This window comes from Arthrobacter oryzae, assembly GCF_030812315.1.
Classification (GTDB): Bacteria; Actinomycetota; Actinomycetes; order Actinomycetales; family Micrococcaceae; genus Arthrobacter; species Arthrobacter oryzae_B.
Window position 1 is genome coordinate 260,789 of sequence record NZ_JAUSSM010000004.1, and the last position, 15,576, is coordinate 276,364.

Consider the following 15,576-nt stretch of genomic DNA (forward strand, 5'->3'; position numbering starts at 1 on the left):
CCCGCATGGCTCCGGCACCGATAGAGTCGAATGAATGCACACTGAACAGCATGCTTCCGAATTGCCGTTCCTGGTTCCGGACCACACCACAGACGGATTTGTGCGGGTCCGCGGAGCCCGGGAAAACAACCTGCGCAACGTGGACGTGGACGTGCCCCGGGACGCCATCGTCGCGTTCACCGGTGTTTCCGGTTCCGGCAAGTCCTCCCTCGCGTTCGGCACCATTTACGCTGAGGCCCAGCGCCGCTACTTCGAGTCCGTGGCCCCGTACGCGCGTCGCCTCATCCAGCAGGGGCACAACCCGAAGGTGGAGATGATCACCGGGCTGCCTCCCGCCGTCGCGCTTCAACAACGGCGAGGTACGCCGAGCAGCCGCTCCACCGTGGGCACGGTGACCACGCTGTCCAACTCGCTGCGCATGTTGTTCTCCCGCGCCGGAACCTACCCGGCCGGCATGGCGCAGCTGGATTCGGACGCCTTCTCGCCGAACACGGCCGCCGGCGCATGCCCCGTGTGCCACGGCCTGGGCATTGCCCACACCGTCAGTGAATCATCGCTGGTTCCGGACACCTCGCTGAGCATCGCCGACGGCGCCGTCGCCGCCTGGCCCGGCGCCTGGCAGGGCAAGAACCTCCGCGACATCCTTAGCCACCTGGGCTATGACGTCAACACGCCGTGGCGGAAGCTCCCCAGGAAGGACCGCGACTGGATCCTTTTCACTGAGGAACAGCCTGTGGTGGAGGTGACGCCGAAGCGTGACCGCGTCGCCAAACCGTACAAGGGCCGCTTCTGGAGCGCCAAAAGCTACGTGCTGCACACCCTGGCCGACTCCAAGAGCGACGCGATGCGCCAGCGCGTCCTCCGCTTCATGGAGACGGGACCGTGCGAGCGTTGCAGCGGGAGCGGCCTGACGCCGGACGCGCTCGCCGTGACGTTCGCCGGCCGGACCATTGCAGAGCTCAACGCCGTGCCCATGGCCGAACTGGCCGGGATCATCCGGCCCACCAGCAAGCTCAGGGACGCCGGGACAGCCAGCCGGGCCGCCGCCTCGGGCGAGACCAACGAAGTGGCCGTCGCCATCACCCGCGACCTCCTGCTGCGGATCACGGTCCTGCTGGAGCTGGGCCTGGGCTACCTCGCCCTGGGCCGCGCCACTCCCACCCTCTCCCCCGGCGAAATGCAGCGGCTGCGGATCGCCACGCAACTGCGTTCCGGCCTGTTTGGCGTGGTGTACGTATTGGACGAGCCGTCCGCCGGGCTCCACCCGGCCGACGCCGAACCGCTGCAGGCCGTGCTCGAAGCGCTCAAATCCTCCGGCAACTCCGTGTTCGTGGTGGAACACAACATGGACGTGGTCCGCCGTGCCGACTGGCTGGTTGATGTGGGTCCCCGCGCCGGTGAAGGCGGCGGCGAGATCCTGTACAGCGGCCCCGTGGCCGGGCTCGCCGAGGTGGGGTCGTCCGTCACCCGGCCGTTCCTGTTCCCTGACGGGAACAACGGGAAGCGCGACGGCGGCACGCGCCGGGGCAGCGCTGCGCCCGGTGCGCCTGCGGTCAGGAAGCCTGCGGTGAGAGCGGCGGACGGCTGGCTGGGGCTGAAGGGCATCAGCCGGCACAACCTCCGGGACCTCGATGCAGAATTCCCGCTCGGCATCCTGACCGCGGTCACGGGTGTTTCGGGCTCGGGCAAGTCCACACTGGTGAGCCAGGTCCTGGCCGAGGCGGTGGGGGCACGGCTGCACCCGGAACAGGGCGCGGAGGCGGCTGCCGCACCCGAGGACCTGGGACCCGAGGACAATGAATCCGGCGGGCTGCTGAATGTCGCCGAGGCAGTGGGCGAAACCAGCGGAATGGACCGGATTGACCGGCTGGTGCGGGTGGACCAGAAACCCATCGGCCGCACGCCGCGGTCCAACCTGGCCACCTACACCGGGCTCTTTGACGCCGTGCGCAAGGAGTTCGCCGCCACGGAGGAGGCTCGCGCCCGCGGTTTCGGTGCCGGACGGTTCTCCTTCAACGTTGCCGGCGGCCGCTGCGAGACGTGCCTGGGTGAGGGTTTTGTGGCCGTGGAGCTCCTGTTCCTGCCGGGCAGTTACGGCCCTTGCCCCGAATGCCAGGGATCGCGCTACAACCCGGAAACCCTTGAGGTCGCGTACAGCGGCAAGAACGTGGCCGAGGTGCTGGCCATGACCGTGGACTCCGCCGCGGAATTCCTCAAGGACGTTCCGGCTGCCGCGCGCAGCCTGCAGACGCTGCGCGACGTGGGCCTGGGCTACCTTCGGCTGGGCCAGCCCGCCACCGAACTGTCCGGCGGCGAGGCGCAGCGGATCAAGCTGGCCACCGAACTCCAGCGGGCGCGCCGCGGACACACCCTGTACCTGCTGGACGAGCCCACCACGGGCCTGCACCCCGCGGACGTCCAGCTGCTCATGGCCCAGCTTCACGGTTTGGTGGACGCCGGCAACACGGTCATCGTGGTGGAACACGAGATGGACGTGGTGGCCGCAGCCGACTGGGTGATCGATCTCGGGCCTGCCGGCGGCGACGCCGGCGGTGAAATCGTGGCATCCGGGACACCCGCCGCCGTTGCGCGTTCCAAGAAGAGCCGGACGGCACCGTACCTGGCAACCGCGCTCCGCAAGTGATCAGCGGCCCGCGCAGGCCATCAACGCTACGCCCGGTAAGTATCTCGATTTGATAACGCGGCGCCACTGTTTTAGCGTGGAACGTGATCCCGCCGAGCGGGACAACGAATGCCCGGTGCTGCCACCACCAGTTACTGCCCGGCCGGCAGACACCGTAAATGACCTCTAGTTTGTCAGGGGCGGGCAGTGGCGCGACAACGTCCGGGGACGGACCGAGCGCAGGTGGCCCTTCGGAGCATCCACCCTCATGAACACTTCCACTCGCATGAACAAATCCAAATTGGGAACCGTTGCGCGCCGCGGAGTCACGCTTGCTGCCGTTTCGGCCGCGGGCCTCGCACTCTCCGCGACAGCTGCTAACGCGGCCATGCCCACAGCAACGAGCGCCAGCACCTGGGACGCCTTGGCCCAGTGTGAAAGCGGCGGCAACTGGAGCACCAACACGGGCAACGGCTTCAGCGGCGGGCTGCAGTTCACGGCCAGCACCTGGGCAGCCTACGGCGGCACTGGATCGGCCGCGGACGCCACCCGCGAGCAGCAGATCGCAGTCGCCGAGAACGTCCAGGCCAGCCAGGGCTGGGGCGCCTGGCCCGCCTGTGCAGCCAAGCTGGGACTGAGTGGCGGCGGCGGTGCACCTGCACCGAGCGTTCCGGTCGCCCCGGCCCCCGCCGAAGTTCCCGTGCAGGCCGCGCAGGCTCCCGTCCAGGCCGCTTCGGCTGCAGTAGCGCCCGCCCAGGCGCCCGTCCAGGCCGAACCGCGCCATGCCGCCGAGGTGCCGCTGAGCGGCGAAACCTACACGGTAGAGGCCGGCGACACCCTGAGCACCATCGCCGAAAAGCTGAACATCACCGGCGGCTGGCAGACCCTTGCCGACGCCAACGCTGACACCATCGTGGATCCCGACCTGGTGTTTGAAGGACAGGTGCTGCAGCTGCCTGCCTAAGGCAGCAGCCATCCTGAACCAGGGGCACTGATAGACAACGACGCCGGAGCGTCCCCTTTTCGGGGAGCTCCGGCGTCGTTGTTTGCTGGGTCGTTGTCTACTGGTCAGCACTAACTGGTCAGCGTCAGCTTTGCAGCACCTGCGGTTCCTGCCCGACGGGCGTCCCATTGACGCCCGAGCCGGCCTTGCCCAGGCTCCAATAGCCCCTGAACTCGGAGCGTTTGGGATCAAGGCCCGCTTCATTCACGAGGTATCGGCGCAGGATCTTCACTGTTGCTGCCTCCGCCGCCACCCAGGCGTAGGTGTCCCGGACCGGCGCTGTGGAAGAGCCGGCTTTCGGCACAGCCTTCCTGATTGCCGCGTCCAGCAGTCCTCCGCGCGGGCTGTCTGTGGGCTGCCTGGCCAGCCAGGTAACCCGAACTGAGGATCCGGTGCTGATGGTCCTAAAGTCCGCGGGATCCTGGACCTCCAGGAATGCATGCCCGCCGACGTTGGCCGGCAGGGTCTCCAGGATAGAGTTGATCGCGGGGACCGCCGTCTCGTCTCCCGCCAGAAGCACTTGGCTGGCTCCCTGCGGCTCCCAGCGGATTCCTGTTTCGCTGAGCCGCGTGGCACTGGTGATGGCACTGGCCTCGGGGCCGATGATGACGGCCCCCGTTCCGACTTCGGCAGCCGCGGCCCACTCCGAGGCCGGAGCGCCGTGACCCTCCGCTACACGGTGGATGACAAAATCAACGTCGATCTCCCGCCCCTGCGCGGTGGCCCGAATGGCGCCGACGGTGTAGCTGCGGATGAATCCCCGCCCTGGCTGTTCGGTCTTGAGCCAGTCCTGGTACCAGCCCGGGTACAACTGGCCGTCCGGTCCGCCGAGGGGCGCCAAGGGTTGGCCGGCAGCGGGAATAAGCAGCTTGATTCGAAGGTCCCTCGTCGGCCCGGGAACCCCAAACCGTTCCAGTACGGCGCCGGAGAATGTGATGCGGCGAAAGTGCGGACCCACGTCTTTGATGCGAAAGACTTCGACGTCGAAGGCACGGAGCGGGTAGGGCGGAGTGTCAACGGTTGTGCTCATGGCTCGGCTTTCATGACTCGTTGATCGACTTTCAAACTCGGGGACCAGACGGCGAAGGCGGCGGTAACAGGATTTCGTCCTGCCGGCCGCCGCCTCAGAGGCCGCTACGGCAGCTGCGGGTCCACGCCGTAGTGCTTCGCCAGGTCGGTGATGACTGCATGGGCGCCCTGGATGCTGACGGAGGCCAGGAAGGTCGCGTCAGCAACGTCGAGGACTTCGCCTTCCAGCCGTTCCCACAGCGGGTTCGACTGGAACTTTTCCTGCTGCGCCCGGGCCTTGTCGCCCTCGGCTCCGGCGGGTGTGAACGCGCTGACCATTACCAGTCCGGCGTCACCCTGGAGGATCTGTTCGGACGAGAGAGGCACGAAGATTTCCTTCTCGCTGTCCGGGGCGCCCTTGGGCCGCGGGATGCGCATGTCCGTCATGATTTCGCCGATGAAGGAGTTCGACGAGTAGAGGCGGGCGGTGTCGCCGCCGGTGAACCGGACCAGCGAGTAGGTGGCGTCCGGCTTCTTGGCCAGGATCTCGGCCCCGACTTTCTGGGCGCGGTCCTCGTAGGCCTTGACCAGTTCTTCGGCCTTGGCCTTCTTGCCCAGCGCCTCGCCCAGGAAGACGACGTTCTCTTTCCAAGTGGGGCCGGTGCTGACGGAGAAGATCGTCGGGGCAATCTTGGACAGCTGCGGGTAGAGGGCCTCGTGCCGGACTTTCGCCGAGACAATCAGGTCGGGCTGGAGCTCCAGGATTTTTTCCAGGTTGGGCTCGGCCAGCGTGCCCACATTGACGGAATCCTTGGTGGCCTCCGCGACGTCGCCGAGGTACGGCGCGAAGGGGGACTTCGGATCCTGCCGGTACTGGACATAGCCCACCAGGTCCGCGCCGAGCAGGAGGGCTGCGTCAATGTAGCTGGGGTCCAGCGCAACGACGCGCTTCGGGACGGTGTCGATGGTGGTGGAACCCATAGTGTGTTCCATGGTCAGGGGATATCCCGCGGTGTCAGCGGGTGCACTGGAAGTCTCGCTGGTGGCGGCCGGGGCGCCGCAGGCTGCAGTGGCCAGCAGGGCCAGGCCGGCGGCGGCAGCGCCGAAGTGCTTGAGGATGCGTGTTTTCACGGAGTCGCTTTCAAACGATGTGACGGGGAGATGACTCTTAGGCAAGGCTTACCTGCGTCTGGCGTAGACTGTAGCAGGATTTTTTGAAATACATCACGGATGAATGACGTAATAGATCGGAGCCGCGTGGTGACACTCGACCCGGCCGTGGCCCCGTCCCGGGTGCGGGGAGGAGCGCCCGTCCCCCTGCCGCGTCCGCGCAAGAGGGCCTCCGCTGCCCGCTGGCTCTGGGTATCCGTGGCGGCCCTTCTGGGCTCAGCCTTCCTGAGCATCTGCATCGGCGGGCAGCCCTCGTCCCTGCAGGATGTGTGGCACGCGGTGGCCACACCGGATGGGAGCGTCATGGACGTGACCATCCGTGAGCTGCGGTGGCCGCGCACGGTGCTGGCCGTCTGTGCCGGTGTCTGCCTGGGACTGGCGGGAACCCTGGTGCAGGGTCACACCCGGAACCCGGTTGCGGATCCGGGGCTGCTCGGCATCAACCAGGGCGCGGCACTGGCAATAGTCGCCGCCACGGCCCTTGCCGGGGAACTGACCGCGCTGCCGCAGGCCCTGCTGGCTTTCGCCGGCGCGCTGGCTGCAAGCGTGCTGGTCTTCATGATCGGCTCGGCCGCCCAGCGTGGCGCGACTCCGGTCACCCTGGTTCTGGCCGGAGCCGCCGTAACGGCCCTTTGCGCAGGACTCGTCTCCGGGATTGTGCTGCTCAACGATCAGGCGCTGGACACCCTGCGGTTCTGGCAGGTCGGGTCCTTGGCAGCCCGAAGCGACGTGGTCACTGTGATCTGGCCGTTCATCGTGGCCGGCGCCGTACTGGCGGTACTGAACATCAAGCCCCTCAATGCCCTGGCCCTTGGTGCGGACACCGCCGTCTCGCTGGGGATCTCCGTGTTCAAGGTACGGGCCGCGGGAATTGCCGCCGTGACGCTGCTGGCCGGTTCTGCCGTGACCATGGCGGGACCCATCGCCTTCGCCGGACTCCTGGTTCCCCACATTACGCGCGCCATGACCGGCCCGGACTACCGCTGGCTGGTTCCCGTTTCGGCAATAACGGGCGCCACCGTGCTCCTGCTGGCAGACACGGCAGGGCGGGTGATTGCCCGCCCCGGCGAGCTGTCCGTGGGAGTGGTCCTGGCCGTGGTCGGAGCTCCGTTCTTCGTTTACCTTGCCCGACGGCGGAGGCTGGCCACGGTATGACACTCCTGCAGAAGCAACCGCCGTCGCCCGCAACCACCATCCGTGTCCTCAGGGCAGGCCCGGTCTCGGTCCGGCTGAATCTACGCACGGTCCTCGTGGGGTGTGTGCTTGGCATCATCCTGGTCGGCGCCATGGCCCTGCACGTCGCTTTCGGCGGGACCCCGTTGCCGTACCCGGATGTGCTGGCGGCGCTCCTCGGTGATGACTCGAAAGCCCGCACCCACCTTGCCGTCACCGAATTCCGCGCACCGCGGATGGTGGCCGCCGTCGTCGTCGGCGCCGCGTTGGCGACAGCCGGGGCCATCACCCAAACCGTGGCCCGGAATCCGCTGGCGAGCCCCGACCTGCTCGGCGTCACCGCCGGCGCTTCGCTGGGCGCGGTCACCGTGCTGGTGGTCGCCGGCGGCGGGCACGCCGGACTCAGCGGCCTCGCAGCCACAGTGGGAATGCCGGTTGCGGCCTTCACAGCGGGCATCGTGAGCGGCGTGGCCGTCTACCTGCTCGCCTACCGGCGCGGGCTGGACAGCTACCGCCTGGTCCTGGCGGGCCTCGGCATCTCCGGACTGGCCGCCAGCCTGACCACCTGGATGCTGACATTGGGCGACGTGACCAGCGCGGCCCAGGCCCTGACCTGGATGACAGGCTCACTCAACGGCAAGGATTGGGCCACCGTTCAGCCCATGGCCGTCAGTGCGGCGGTGCTCATCGCCGCGGCCCTGTTCAGCAGCCGCTGGCTCCTGCTGACGAGCCTCGGCGAAGACACGGCCATCGGCCTCGGCGCACGGATCGGTGCCATCCGGCTCGTCGTGCTCACCATCGCCGTGCTGCTGGCCTCTGTTGCCACCGTGACGGCCGGTCCCGTGGCGTTCGTGGCCTTGGCCAGCCCGCAGATCGCCCGGTCCCTGACCTCCACCGTCATTCCTCCGGTGGGCGTATCAGCGCTGGTGGGGGCGGTCTTCGTCCTGCTGTCCGATACGGTGGCGGCCAACGCCCTCAGCGCCCCGCTGCCTGTCGGCGTCGCCACCGCCGTCGTTGGGGCGCCGTTCCTGATCCATCTGATCCTGAAGTACCAGCGGAGGCTGAGTTGACCACCCCCACATTGCTCGAACAAGGGCTCCGCGCCCAAAACCTCAGCCTCGGGTACGACGGCGCGGACATCATCAGCAACCTGTCCCTCACCATTCGGGATGCCCAGGTGACGTCCATCATCGGGCCCAACGGCTGCGGAAAGTCCACGCTGCTTCGCGGGCTCGGCCGGCTGCTCGCACCCCGTTCCGGCGAAGTGATCCTGGACGGCGTGCCGCTGGCCGGGCAGTCGACACGCCAGATCGCCACGAGAATTAGTGTGCTCCCGCAAAGTCCCGTTGCGCCGTCCGGGCTGACGGTGGCCGACCTCGTCTCCCGCGGCCGGCATCCCAGGCAGAAGTGGTACCAGCAGTTTTCCCCTGCGGACGAGTCGGTCGTGGAGGACGCCCTCCGCGCGACCGACATCCTGGAGCTCGCCGGCACGCCCATCGAGGACCTCTCCGGAGGCCAGCGGCAGCGGGCCTGGATCTCCATGACACTGGCTCAGGAAACGGGCATCCTGCTGCTGGATGAACCCACCACGTACCTCGACCTCGCGCACCAGGTCGACGTTTTGGAGCTCGTCCGCCGCCTCAACCGTGAGCACGGCCGGACGGTGGTGATGGTGCTCCACGACATTTCGCTCGCGGCCCGCTACTCGGAGCACATCGTGGCCATGAAGGACGGCCGCATCCTGGCCCAGGGCAGCCCGGCCGAAGTAGTCACGCCCGAGCGCCTCCTCGATGTCTTCGGCCTCGACGCGCAAGTGGTTAGCGAGCCGACGGACGGCCGGCCGCACGTCATTCCGCTGGGGCACCGCAGCTAGAACGGGCACCGCGGCCGGGACCCGCAAAACCACCGGTGCCCGGTCCAGCGGACGCAGATGACAACGACGCCGGAGCGTCCCCTTTGTGGGGAGCTCCGGCGTCGTTGTTTTAGGCCAATTCAGAAAGTCAGTTCAGGCTGGCGTGCGTGTACGTGGCCTGCGGCAGTTCCCGGACGATCCGGACCTTCCACGCGGAATCGTCGCTGGTGTCCAGGACAGCCACGGTGCCGATGTGCAGGTGCAGGGCGACGCGCTTGGCTGCCAGGAGTTCCAGGTAGAGGTGCTCGTTCATTCGCGCCGGCGAATCGATCACGAACTTCACGGCGTCGCGCACCTTGCGGTAATTGTCGCTGCGCTCGCGGTGCATGTGCAGCTCCAGCGAGTGGCGCTGGCGGACCTTCGGCTCATGCTTATTCAGCCACGAGACGCCTGCGTGCACACCGATCACAACGGCCAGTGATACGGCGTAGATCCACCAGCCGGTGGACAGCAGGAAGAGGGGGAGGTTGGCGATGGCCACGACTGCGATGAACAGGCGGAGGGCTACGATGCGCCGAAGAGTGAGGGCGACAGAGCCGATGGCGGCGCGGAAACCGTGCTGCTCCTTGCGGGCTGCTTCCGGGTCCAGGGTGAACTCATCAAGCACCAGGACGCCGTTGGCTTCCGGGCTCAGCATTTGTCCGAACTTCGGAGTGAACGGAACTGCTTGGGTAAGTGTCATGTCGTATCTTCCGGAGGGTGGCTGAGGCGGGATTTGCTTGCGGTCATCTTAGTCAAATTGTGACCGTGTTGTCGCCACCGTCTCACCATACGGTCCAGTAGACTACGCCGCATCCCCTGCCAGCCGCTGACAGCCTAGCAGTGTTTGCCGGTGCGCGGCGGCACCCGGCATTTGGTCTGGGACCCCGGCACCTCCACACTTGGAGGATGCAGACTTTCCTTCCCTATCCAGATTTCCAGCAGAGCGCCGCGGTCCTGGACCGCGTCCGGCTCGGCAAGCAGCGTGTCGAGGCGCTGCAGACCCTGCGTGCGCTGGTGATCCCGGAGTACGGCTGGCAGTCGCACCCGGCCGTCCGCATGTGGATGGGCCACGTCCCCGCCCTGACCATGTACGGCCTGGCCATGGCGGATGAATGGATCGCCCGCGGCGGCGAAGACACCACCCGCGCCAAGATCGTCGAATTCGCGCCGCAGGCAGATCACCCCGCTTACGCGGCCAAGATCCCCATGCCGCCGTGGCTCGGCGAGCCGGACCTCCACCTCAGCCACCGCTCCCGGCTGCTGCAGAAGGAACCGCGCTTCTATAGTGAACTGTTTCCGGGAACGCCGGCCGACCTGGAGTACGTCTGGCCCGAACCGCGGCACGAGTTCCTCCCCGAAGATCCGGTTGGCGACCGGCTCTGGATCCTGCGCGCCCAGGTGGGCGACACCGACCCGGAAAAGCTGGACACCATCAGCCTGCCGGAGGTTGGCCGCGCCGCGAAGGCCGCCGCCCAGTCCGACGAATACGAGTTCGTCTACGCCGACTCCGGCTCGCGCCGGCCTGCTAAGAACCCCAAGAAGCGGCCTCCCAAGCAGCTCGTCAAGAAGCCCACCCGGAAGCGTCAGCTGCAGGAAGAGGCCTTCCGCACCCTCCCCGGCAATTCGGCGATCGCCGTGCCGTTCGACGGCGGCGCCACGTTTGCGCTGGGCAAGGTGCAGGGCCGCCCCATCACGGTGGACGGGCGTTTCGCCCGGAACTTCCAGGTGACCGAGGTTGTGGAACGCTCATCGTTCGACTACCCGGCCCTGCTGCAGGACCCGCGGCTGTTCTTCCCGATTCCTGCGCCCTAGGCGTGCTTAGCGGCGCCTAACCGAGCCGTCGGGGCAGCTCTGGCAGACTGGCCCTTATGACTGTTCTTATGGCCGGCTGCGGCGATCTTGGTACCGAGGCCGGGCTGCGTTTCGCTGCCGCCGGCCACCGCGTGGTGGGCTGGCGCCGGTCGCCCGACAAGCTTCCGGCTGCCATCGAAGGTGTCGCGGCTGACCTGACCACGGCGGCGCTGCCGCCCATCCCGGCGGACACCACCGCCGTCGTCGTTGCCGTTGCCGCCGACTCGCCCACCGAGGACGCCTACCGGGCCGCCTACGTGGATGGGCTGGCGAACGTACTCGACGCACTTGAGCGCGCCCGCGGACACGACGCCGGGGCGTCACCTTCGCTGCTCCGGCGCGTGTTGTTCGTCTCCTCCACCGCCGTTTACGGTGACGCGGACGGCGGCTGGGTGGATGAAGGCACGACGCCGGCCCCCGGCGGATTCTCCGGCCGCATCATCCACGAGGCGGAGGAACTGCTGCACAGACGGCTCCTCGGCACCGGAATCGCTCCCGTGGTGCTCCGATTGGGCGGAATTTACGGCCCGGGGCGGACGCGGCTCATCGACCAGGTGCGTGGAGGCACGGCGGTGGCCCCGGCGGAACCCCGGTACACGAACCGGATCCACCGCGACGACGCCGCGGGGGCCATCGTGCACCTTTGCACTATGGCCGCAGAACCCGGTCCCGTGTACCTCGGCGTGGACGACGATCCCGCAGAGCTCGGCGAGGTCCAGCGCTTCCTGGCCGCCGAACTGGGACTCCCCCAGCCGGCGTCGGCCGTTGCTAGTGAACCCGGTGTTCCAGGGGGCGGGCCATCCCGCGGCGGCAACAAGAGGTGCAGCAACGCGCTGCTCCGCAGCACGGGGTTCGAGTTCACCTTCCCGACTTTCCGTGAGGGGTACCGCGCCATCCTGGCCGGCGAAGGCGTCCGGCACCCGTGATGTTCAGTCCGTAGCTGCCGTCATAGCCGAAGCCTTTGTAAGGGGAACTGTGGATTTTCAGCACATTATCGAGACCGTCGGCCGGTTCATGGACTTTGCCGGCGTCGCGGTTATGGTGATCGGCGCCGTCGTCTCCATCCCGATGGCCGTACGCGGATTCCAGCCGAGGCGCCTGCCGGAAGGCGCCGAACGGCTCTCCGTCTACCGCTCGTACCGGCAGCTGCTGGGGCGCTCCATCCTGCTGGGACTCGAGCTCCTGGTGGCGGCGGACATCATCCGGACGGTCGCGGTCACCCCGACGTACGAGAGCGTAGGCGTGCTGGCGATCATTGTGCTCATCCGGACCTTCCTGAGCTTCTCACTGGAACTGGAGATCACCGGCCGGTGGCCCTGGCAGAAAGAGCCCGCGGCCGAGGCGGCACCGGCCGGCTCCGCGGGCTCAGCAAGTGCCTGAGCCTGAACACACGGGCCTGCCTGACCCGTGGCCGGAGCCGCCCGAACTGCCCGGCCCGGTTCTCATGGAACAACGGTGGACGGACACCGTGTTCCTGCACTGGCGCATCCCTTATGAGGAGGCCGCGGCCTTCATGCCGTCCGGAGTGGTGCCCGACATTTTCGACGGGTCCGCCTGGGTGGGGCTGATCGGCTTCCGAATGCAGAAAGCGGGCTTTGGCCGCGGGCCCGCTGTGCCGTTTTTCGGGGACTTCAACGAGATCAACGTCCGCCTGTACTCGCGGGAACCGGACGGCACCCGGGGCGTTGTTTTCCTGAGCCTGGATGCTGACCGGCTGGCCGTTGTCCTGGCCGCCCGCGCGTCCGGGATCCCCTATGTGTGGTCGCACGCACGCTTCCGCCCGGCCCACTCCGGCAACCCTGCCACCGGCTATTCCGTGCGCAGGTTCCGGCACGGGGCTCGGAGCGATTTCGCGGTTGTGCCGGCGTTCGACGACGTCGCGGCGGATCCGCTGTCCGTCCACCTCACGGCCAGGTTCGGGCTGCACTCCCGCTTCCGCGGCCGCACGCTCTACATTCCGAACACGCATTCGGCCTGGCCGCTGTTCCGTGCCGAACTGACGGTACTGGACGACGGCTTGATCAGCGCCGCCGGCCTCAACGTGACGGGGCCGCCCGACTCCGTGCTGTACTCCCCCGGTGTCCGGACCCGGTTCGGGAAGCCGCGGGTGCTCGGGAGCTAGGCTGCAGTGAACTGGTGAAACCTAGTCCTCCGACGGCAACGACACCGGCTCGTACTCATCTGGCCGGGCGTCAGTCCAGCCTTGGCCTTTCGCAAACGTGGACACAAGGATTCCGATCCCCTCCCGGAGGGAATTTGAGGGGTCGTCATATAGAGCGGCTTCGCTGCACCTGCTGTGCAGGATGAGCTGCTCGGCCTCCAGTTTCGCTTCCGGAACCGTGGCACCAATAATCGAGGTGCGGGCCGGGAGCTCTGCCGCGTGAACGATTTCGGCTTTTGTCTCAGACAACGGAATGGTCGTGCCGCTACGAATCTCGTCATGCGGGAACGCAAACTCTGTCTCGTCCGGCGGCGTCGGGATTGTGTACTCAAGAAAGAAGGTCATGGGCCCAGCCTGACAAATAAATACTCCCGCCGAAAGCCGCATTATCTGGGAGGATTGAAAAATCAGCCCCCGGCCCAAGGAGAGTCGCCATGCTGAACCGCTTCCACGTGAATCCGATCCTTCCCGCGAAGGACGGTGCCCGGGCCCGGAAGTTCTACCGCGATGTCCTTGGCCTCGACCTTCTCACCGGCCCCGCGGACGATCCCATGGTGTTCGGCGCCGCGTCCGGTACGAGCATCGCGCTTACCGAGCTTCCGAACAGGGTTCCGCCGCCCTACCCAATGATCAGCTTCATGGTCGAAGACATCGAAGCCTTGGTGCAGGAACTGAAAGCGCGCGGCGCAACGTTCCAGCCCCCGAGCGCCGGGAGCTTCGCAGGCGTCGAGGGCAAAGCCGAGGGCGAGATCATTGACTTCGGTGCCGTGAAATCCGCGTTCCTCAAGGACACCGAAGGAAACATCATTGCACTGAACGAAATGATGGGCTGGCCACCGCACGAATAGGGTGGGCCCTAGCGGCCCGCCGCGTACCCCTGCGCTCCACGCGGATTGGCCGCGGCCTGCAGCACACCCGTCATTGGATCGCGCACGACGGCGGACAACCGTCCCAGCGTCCAGTCACCAGCCCGCGTGATTCGGTGGCCCCGACGCTCCAGGCCCGCAATGACGCCGTCGCCCAATCGGTCCTCAATCACGGCGCCGCCCGGCTCCCAGGTGCGGGGCCAGAATGATCCGGGCATCGACGTCGTGTGGAACGTCGGCGCATCGATGGCCTGCTGAGGCGAATAGCCGCCTACGATTGTCCGCAGCAGGTACGGCAACTGCCACTGGTCCTGCTGGTCCCCGCCGGGCGAGCCCAGCGCACTTACCGCGCTGCCGTTCCGAAGCACGAGCGTTGGCGTCAGCGTGGTGCGGGGGCGCTTCCCCGGGGTCAGCGTGGACGGCGTACCGGGTTCGAGCCAGGTCATCTGAAGCCGCGTGCCGAGGCAGAAACCCAGTTCGGGAATCGCCGGGGACGATTGCAGCCAGCCGCCTGAAGGAGTCGCAGAGATCATGTTTCCCCAGCGGTCCACCACGTCGATATGGCACGTATCGCCGCGGGTCTCACCAGTCCCCAGCACGGTCGGCTCACCCACGCCTGCTCCGGAACCGCTACCGCGCAGGACCGACCCGTCGTCGTCGTTCACGAGCGCGGGCGGCAAATACTCGGTCCGCAGCGGCGGGTGGAACGGTTCGCGTCCCCGAACCTTGCCGGGCCGGAATTCGAGCGACGCCCGCCCCGTGATCAACGCGCGGCGCGTAGCGGCGTACTCGGCGGACAGCAGATAATCGAGCTGAACATCCGCATCGCCGTAGTAGGCCTCCCGGTCCGCGAGCGCCAATTTCTGTGCCTCAAGGATGGTGTGCGCGCCAAGCTCGGTGGACGGATCAAGGTATTCGTCAGCGAACCCATCCAGGATCGCAAGGGCCTGCAACAGTGCCGGACCCTGACCCCACGGGCCGGTCTTCGCGATCGTGTGGCCCCGAAAGCGGAAGGTGGCGGCGGGTTCGTAGCCCGCCTCAAAGTCCGCCAGATCACTCATTTCCAGCACGCCGCGATGGTCCATGCCGGATGAGTGCCTGTGCGGCGCCTGGACGGACCTCACCATCGCCGTTGCGACGAAGCCCTGACGCCATTCACGGCGGGCCGCATCGATCCGCGCCTCCCGCGAGGACTCCGTCGCCCCCGCCTCCAGAAGCCGCTCGAGGGACCGCGCGTAGGCCGGATTGCGGAGCAGCTCCCCTTCGGCCGGGACCCTGCCTGCGGGCATCCACAGTTCGGCCGACGTGGTCCAGTGCTCCCGGAACAGCCCGGAAACGGCGGCGATCGTCGCGCCGACGCGGCCCAGCACCGGGTGGCCGTCGCGGGCGTACCCGATCGCAAACTCCAGCACCGCTTGCAGCTCCCACGTCCCATGGTCGCGCAGCAGCAGAAGCCAGGCGTCGACGGCGGCAGGCACCGCTGCAGCCAGGGCACCCGAGCCGGGGACCAATTCCAGGCCTTCCGAACGATAGTGTTCGGGCGTTGCTCCGGCGGGCGCGGGACCCTGCCCCATCAGGACCACCGGTCGGCCTGGGTCCTCGGCGGTGACGAACACACCGGTCATGTCCCCGCCCGGACCGTTCAGGTGCGGCTCGACAACGTGGAGCACAAACGCCCCGGCGGCAGCGGCGTCGAACGCGTTCCCGCCGCGTTCCAGCACCGCCTGCGCGGCCGCCGTCGCGATCCAGTGCGTTGAAGCGCTCATCCCAAAGGTGCCCTGCAGGGTGGGGCGCGTGGTGAACGGATCGGGCCGGGTGAAAGTCATG

The 15,576-nt window shown here is 67.5% G+C and carries 15 protein-coding genes; 10 read left to right on the forward strand and 5 right to left on the reverse strand.

Annotated elements, in window-relative coordinates:
• Positions 1 to 34 precede the first annotated feature (34 nt).
• Together J2S97_RS10415 and J2S97_RS10420 are read left to right on the forward strand one after the other, a co-directional pair.
• Positions 35 to 2,644 carry an excinuclease ABC subunit UvrA gene (locus tag J2S97_RS10415; protein WP_307049066.1) on the forward strand — a complete coding sequence of 870 codons (2,610 nt, stop codon included), beginning with the start codon at positions 35 to 37 and terminating at the stop codon, positions 2,642 to 2,644.
• Between the two features lie 265 nt (positions 2,645 to 2,909).
• Positions 2,910 to 3,587: a LysM peptidoglycan-binding domain-containing protein gene (locus J2S97_RS10420; protein WP_307049068.1), complete on the forward strand. Its 678-nt coding sequence runs from the start codon at positions 2,910 to 2,912 to the stop codon at positions 3,585 to 3,587.
• A gap of 124 nt (positions 3,588 to 3,711) precedes the next feature.
• On the opposite strand, the gene J2S97_RS10425 is transcribed toward J2S97_RS10420, so the two are convergent.
• Complete coding sequence (locus J2S97_RS10425) at positions 3,712 to 4,656, reverse strand: siderophore-interacting protein (protein ID WP_307049070.1); 945 nt, start codon at positions 4,654 to 4,656, stop codon at positions 3,712 to 3,714.
• 104 nt (positions 4,657 to 4,760) lie between these two features.
• Positions 4,761 to 5,765: an ABC transporter substrate-binding protein gene (locus J2S97_RS10430; protein WP_307049072.1), complete on the reverse strand. Its 1,005-nt coding sequence runs from the start codon at positions 5,763 to 5,765 to the stop codon at positions 4,761 to 4,763.
• A 99-nt stretch (positions 5,766 to 5,864) separates the two neighbouring features.
• Here J2S97_RS10430 and J2S97_RS10435 point away from each other — a divergent pair, with 99 nt between their 5' ends.
• From J2S97_RS10435 to J2S97_RS10445, 3 genes are read left to right on the forward strand one after another with little or no spacing between them, the layout of a single operon-like run.
• Positions 5,865 to 6,959: a FecCD family ABC transporter permease gene (locus J2S97_RS10435; RefSeq protein WP_307049074.1), complete on the forward strand. Its 1,095-nt coding sequence runs from the start codon at positions 5,865 to 5,867 to the stop codon at positions 6,957 to 6,959.
• A complete protein-coding gene (locus J2S97_RS10440; RefSeq protein ID WP_307049076.1) occupies positions 6,956 to 8,047 on the forward strand; it encodes a FecCD family ABC transporter permease in 1,092 nt (363 codons plus the stop codon). Before J2S97_RS10435 ends, J2S97_RS10440 begins: the two co-directional genes overlap by 4 nt.
• Positions 8,044 to 8,850: an ABC transporter ATP-binding protein gene (locus J2S97_RS10445; protein ID WP_307049078.1), complete on the forward strand. Its 807-nt coding sequence runs from the start codon at positions 8,044 to 8,046 to the stop codon at positions 8,848 to 8,850. Before J2S97_RS10440 ends, J2S97_RS10445 begins: the two co-directional genes overlap by 4 nt.
• Positions 8,851 to 8,977: 127 nt before the next feature.
• Here the strand turns inward: J2S97_RS10445 and J2S97_RS10450 are convergent, their stop codons facing one another.
• On the reverse strand, positions 8,978 to 9,571 hold the full coding sequence (locus J2S97_RS10450) for a hypothetical protein (RefSeq protein WP_307049080.1): 594 nt from the start codon (positions 9,569 to 9,571) through the stop codon (positions 8,978 to 8,980).
• A gap of 206 nt (positions 9,572 to 9,777) precedes the next feature.
• On the opposite strand from J2S97_RS10450, the gene J2S97_RS10455 reads away from it, so the two are divergent.
• From J2S97_RS10455 to J2S97_RS10470, 4 genes are all read left to right on the forward strand, one after another.
• Positions 9,778 to 10,683: an MSMEG_6728 family protein gene (locus tag J2S97_RS10455; RefSeq protein ID WP_307049082.1), complete on the forward strand. Its 906-nt coding sequence runs from the start codon at positions 9,778 to 9,780 to the stop codon at positions 10,681 to 10,683.
• A gap of 56 nt (positions 10,684 to 10,739) precedes the next feature.
• Positions 10,740 to 11,648, forward strand: coding sequence for an NAD-dependent epimerase/dehydratase family protein (locus tag J2S97_RS10460; RefSeq protein ID WP_307049084.1), 909 nt, complete (start codon positions 10,740 to 10,742; stop codon positions 11,646 to 11,648).
• Between the two features lie 49 nt (positions 11,649 to 11,697).
• Positions 11,698 to 12,102, forward strand: a complete 405-nt coding sequence (locus tag J2S97_RS10465; protein ID WP_307049085.1) for a DUF1622 domain-containing protein — start codon at positions 11,698 to 11,700, stop codon at positions 12,100 to 12,102.
• Between the two features lie 64 nt (positions 12,103 to 12,166).
• Positions 12,167 to 12,844 (forward strand): YqjF family protein, encoded by a 678-nt coding sequence (locus J2S97_RS10470; protein WP_307049365.1) that lies wholly within the window; start codon positions 12,167 to 12,169, stop codon positions 12,842 to 12,844.
• A 21-nt stretch (positions 12,845 to 12,865) separates the two neighbouring features.
• Here the strand turns inward: J2S97_RS10470 and J2S97_RS10475 are convergent, their stop codons facing one another.
• The gene (locus tag J2S97_RS10475; protein ID WP_307049087.1) at positions 12,866 to 13,228 is read right to left on the reverse strand and encodes a hypothetical protein; all 363 of its coding nucleotides are present in this window, start codon (positions 13,226 to 13,228) and stop codon (positions 12,866 to 12,868) included.
• A gap of 89 nt (positions 13,229 to 13,317) precedes the next feature.
• Between J2S97_RS10475 and J2S97_RS10480 the strand changes: the two genes are divergently transcribed.
• Positions 13,318 to 13,731, forward strand: a complete 414-nt coding sequence (locus J2S97_RS10480; RefSeq protein WP_307049089.1) for a VOC family protein — start codon at positions 13,318 to 13,320, stop codon at positions 13,729 to 13,731.
• Positions 13,732 to 13,739: 8 nt separating this feature from the next.
• Here J2S97_RS10480 and J2S97_RS10485 read toward each other — a convergent pair whose 3' ends face one another.
• The gene (locus J2S97_RS10485; RefSeq protein WP_307049090.1) at positions 13,740 to 15,575 is read right to left on the reverse strand and encodes a gamma-glutamyltransferase family protein; all 1,836 of its coding nucleotides are present in this window, start codon (positions 15,573 to 15,575) and stop codon (positions 13,740 to 13,742) included.
• Between the last annotated feature and the right edge of the window lies 1 nt (position 15,576).

Bases quoted from the DNA above. Each gene is read 5' to 3' on its own strand.
- J2S97_RS10415 (WP_307049066.1), top strand. From the start codon at position 35: ATGCACACTGAACAGCATGCTTCCGAATTGCCGTTCCTGGTTCCGGAC.
- J2S97_RS10420 (WP_307049068.1), top strand. From the start codon at position 2,910: ATGAACAAATCCAAATTGGGAACCGTTGCGCGCCGCGGAGTCACGCTT.
- J2S97_RS10425 (WP_307049070.1), bottom strand. From the start codon at position 4,656: ATGAGCACAACCGTTGACACTCCGCCCTACCCGCTCCGTGCCTTCGAC.
- J2S97_RS10435 (WP_307049074.1), top strand. From the start codon at position 5,865: ATGAATGACGTAATAGATCGGAGCCGCGTGGTGACACTCGACCCGGCC.
- J2S97_RS10440 (WP_307049076.1), top strand. From the start codon at position 6,956: ATGACACTCCTGCAGAAGCAACCGCCGTCGCCCGCAACCACCATCCGT.
- J2S97_RS10450 (WP_307049080.1), bottom strand. From the start codon at position 9,571: ATGACACTTACCCAAGCAGTTCCGTTCACTCCGAAGTTCGGACAAATG.
- J2S97_RS10455 (WP_307049082.1), top strand. From the start codon at position 9,778: ATGCAGACTTTCCTTCCCTATCCAGATTTCCAGCAGAGCGCCGCGGTC.
- J2S97_RS10460 (WP_307049084.1), top strand. From the start codon at position 10,740: ATGACTGTTCTTATGGCCGGCTGCGGCGATCTTGGTACCGAGGCCGGG.
- J2S97_RS10470 (WP_307049365.1), top strand. From the start codon at position 12,167: ATGGAACAACGGTGGACGGACACCGTGTTCCTGCACTGGCGCATCCCT.
- J2S97_RS10475 (WP_307049087.1), bottom strand. From the start codon at position 13,228: ATGACCTTCTTTCTTGAGTACACAATCCCGACGCCGCCGGACGAGACA.
- J2S97_RS10480 (WP_307049089.1), top strand. From the start codon at position 13,318: ATGCTGAACCGCTTCCACGTGAATCCGATCCTTCCCGCGAAGGACGGT.
- J2S97_RS10485 (WP_307049090.1), bottom strand. From the start codon at position 15,575: ATGACTTTCACCCGGCCCGATCCGTTCACCACGCGCCCCACCCTGCAG.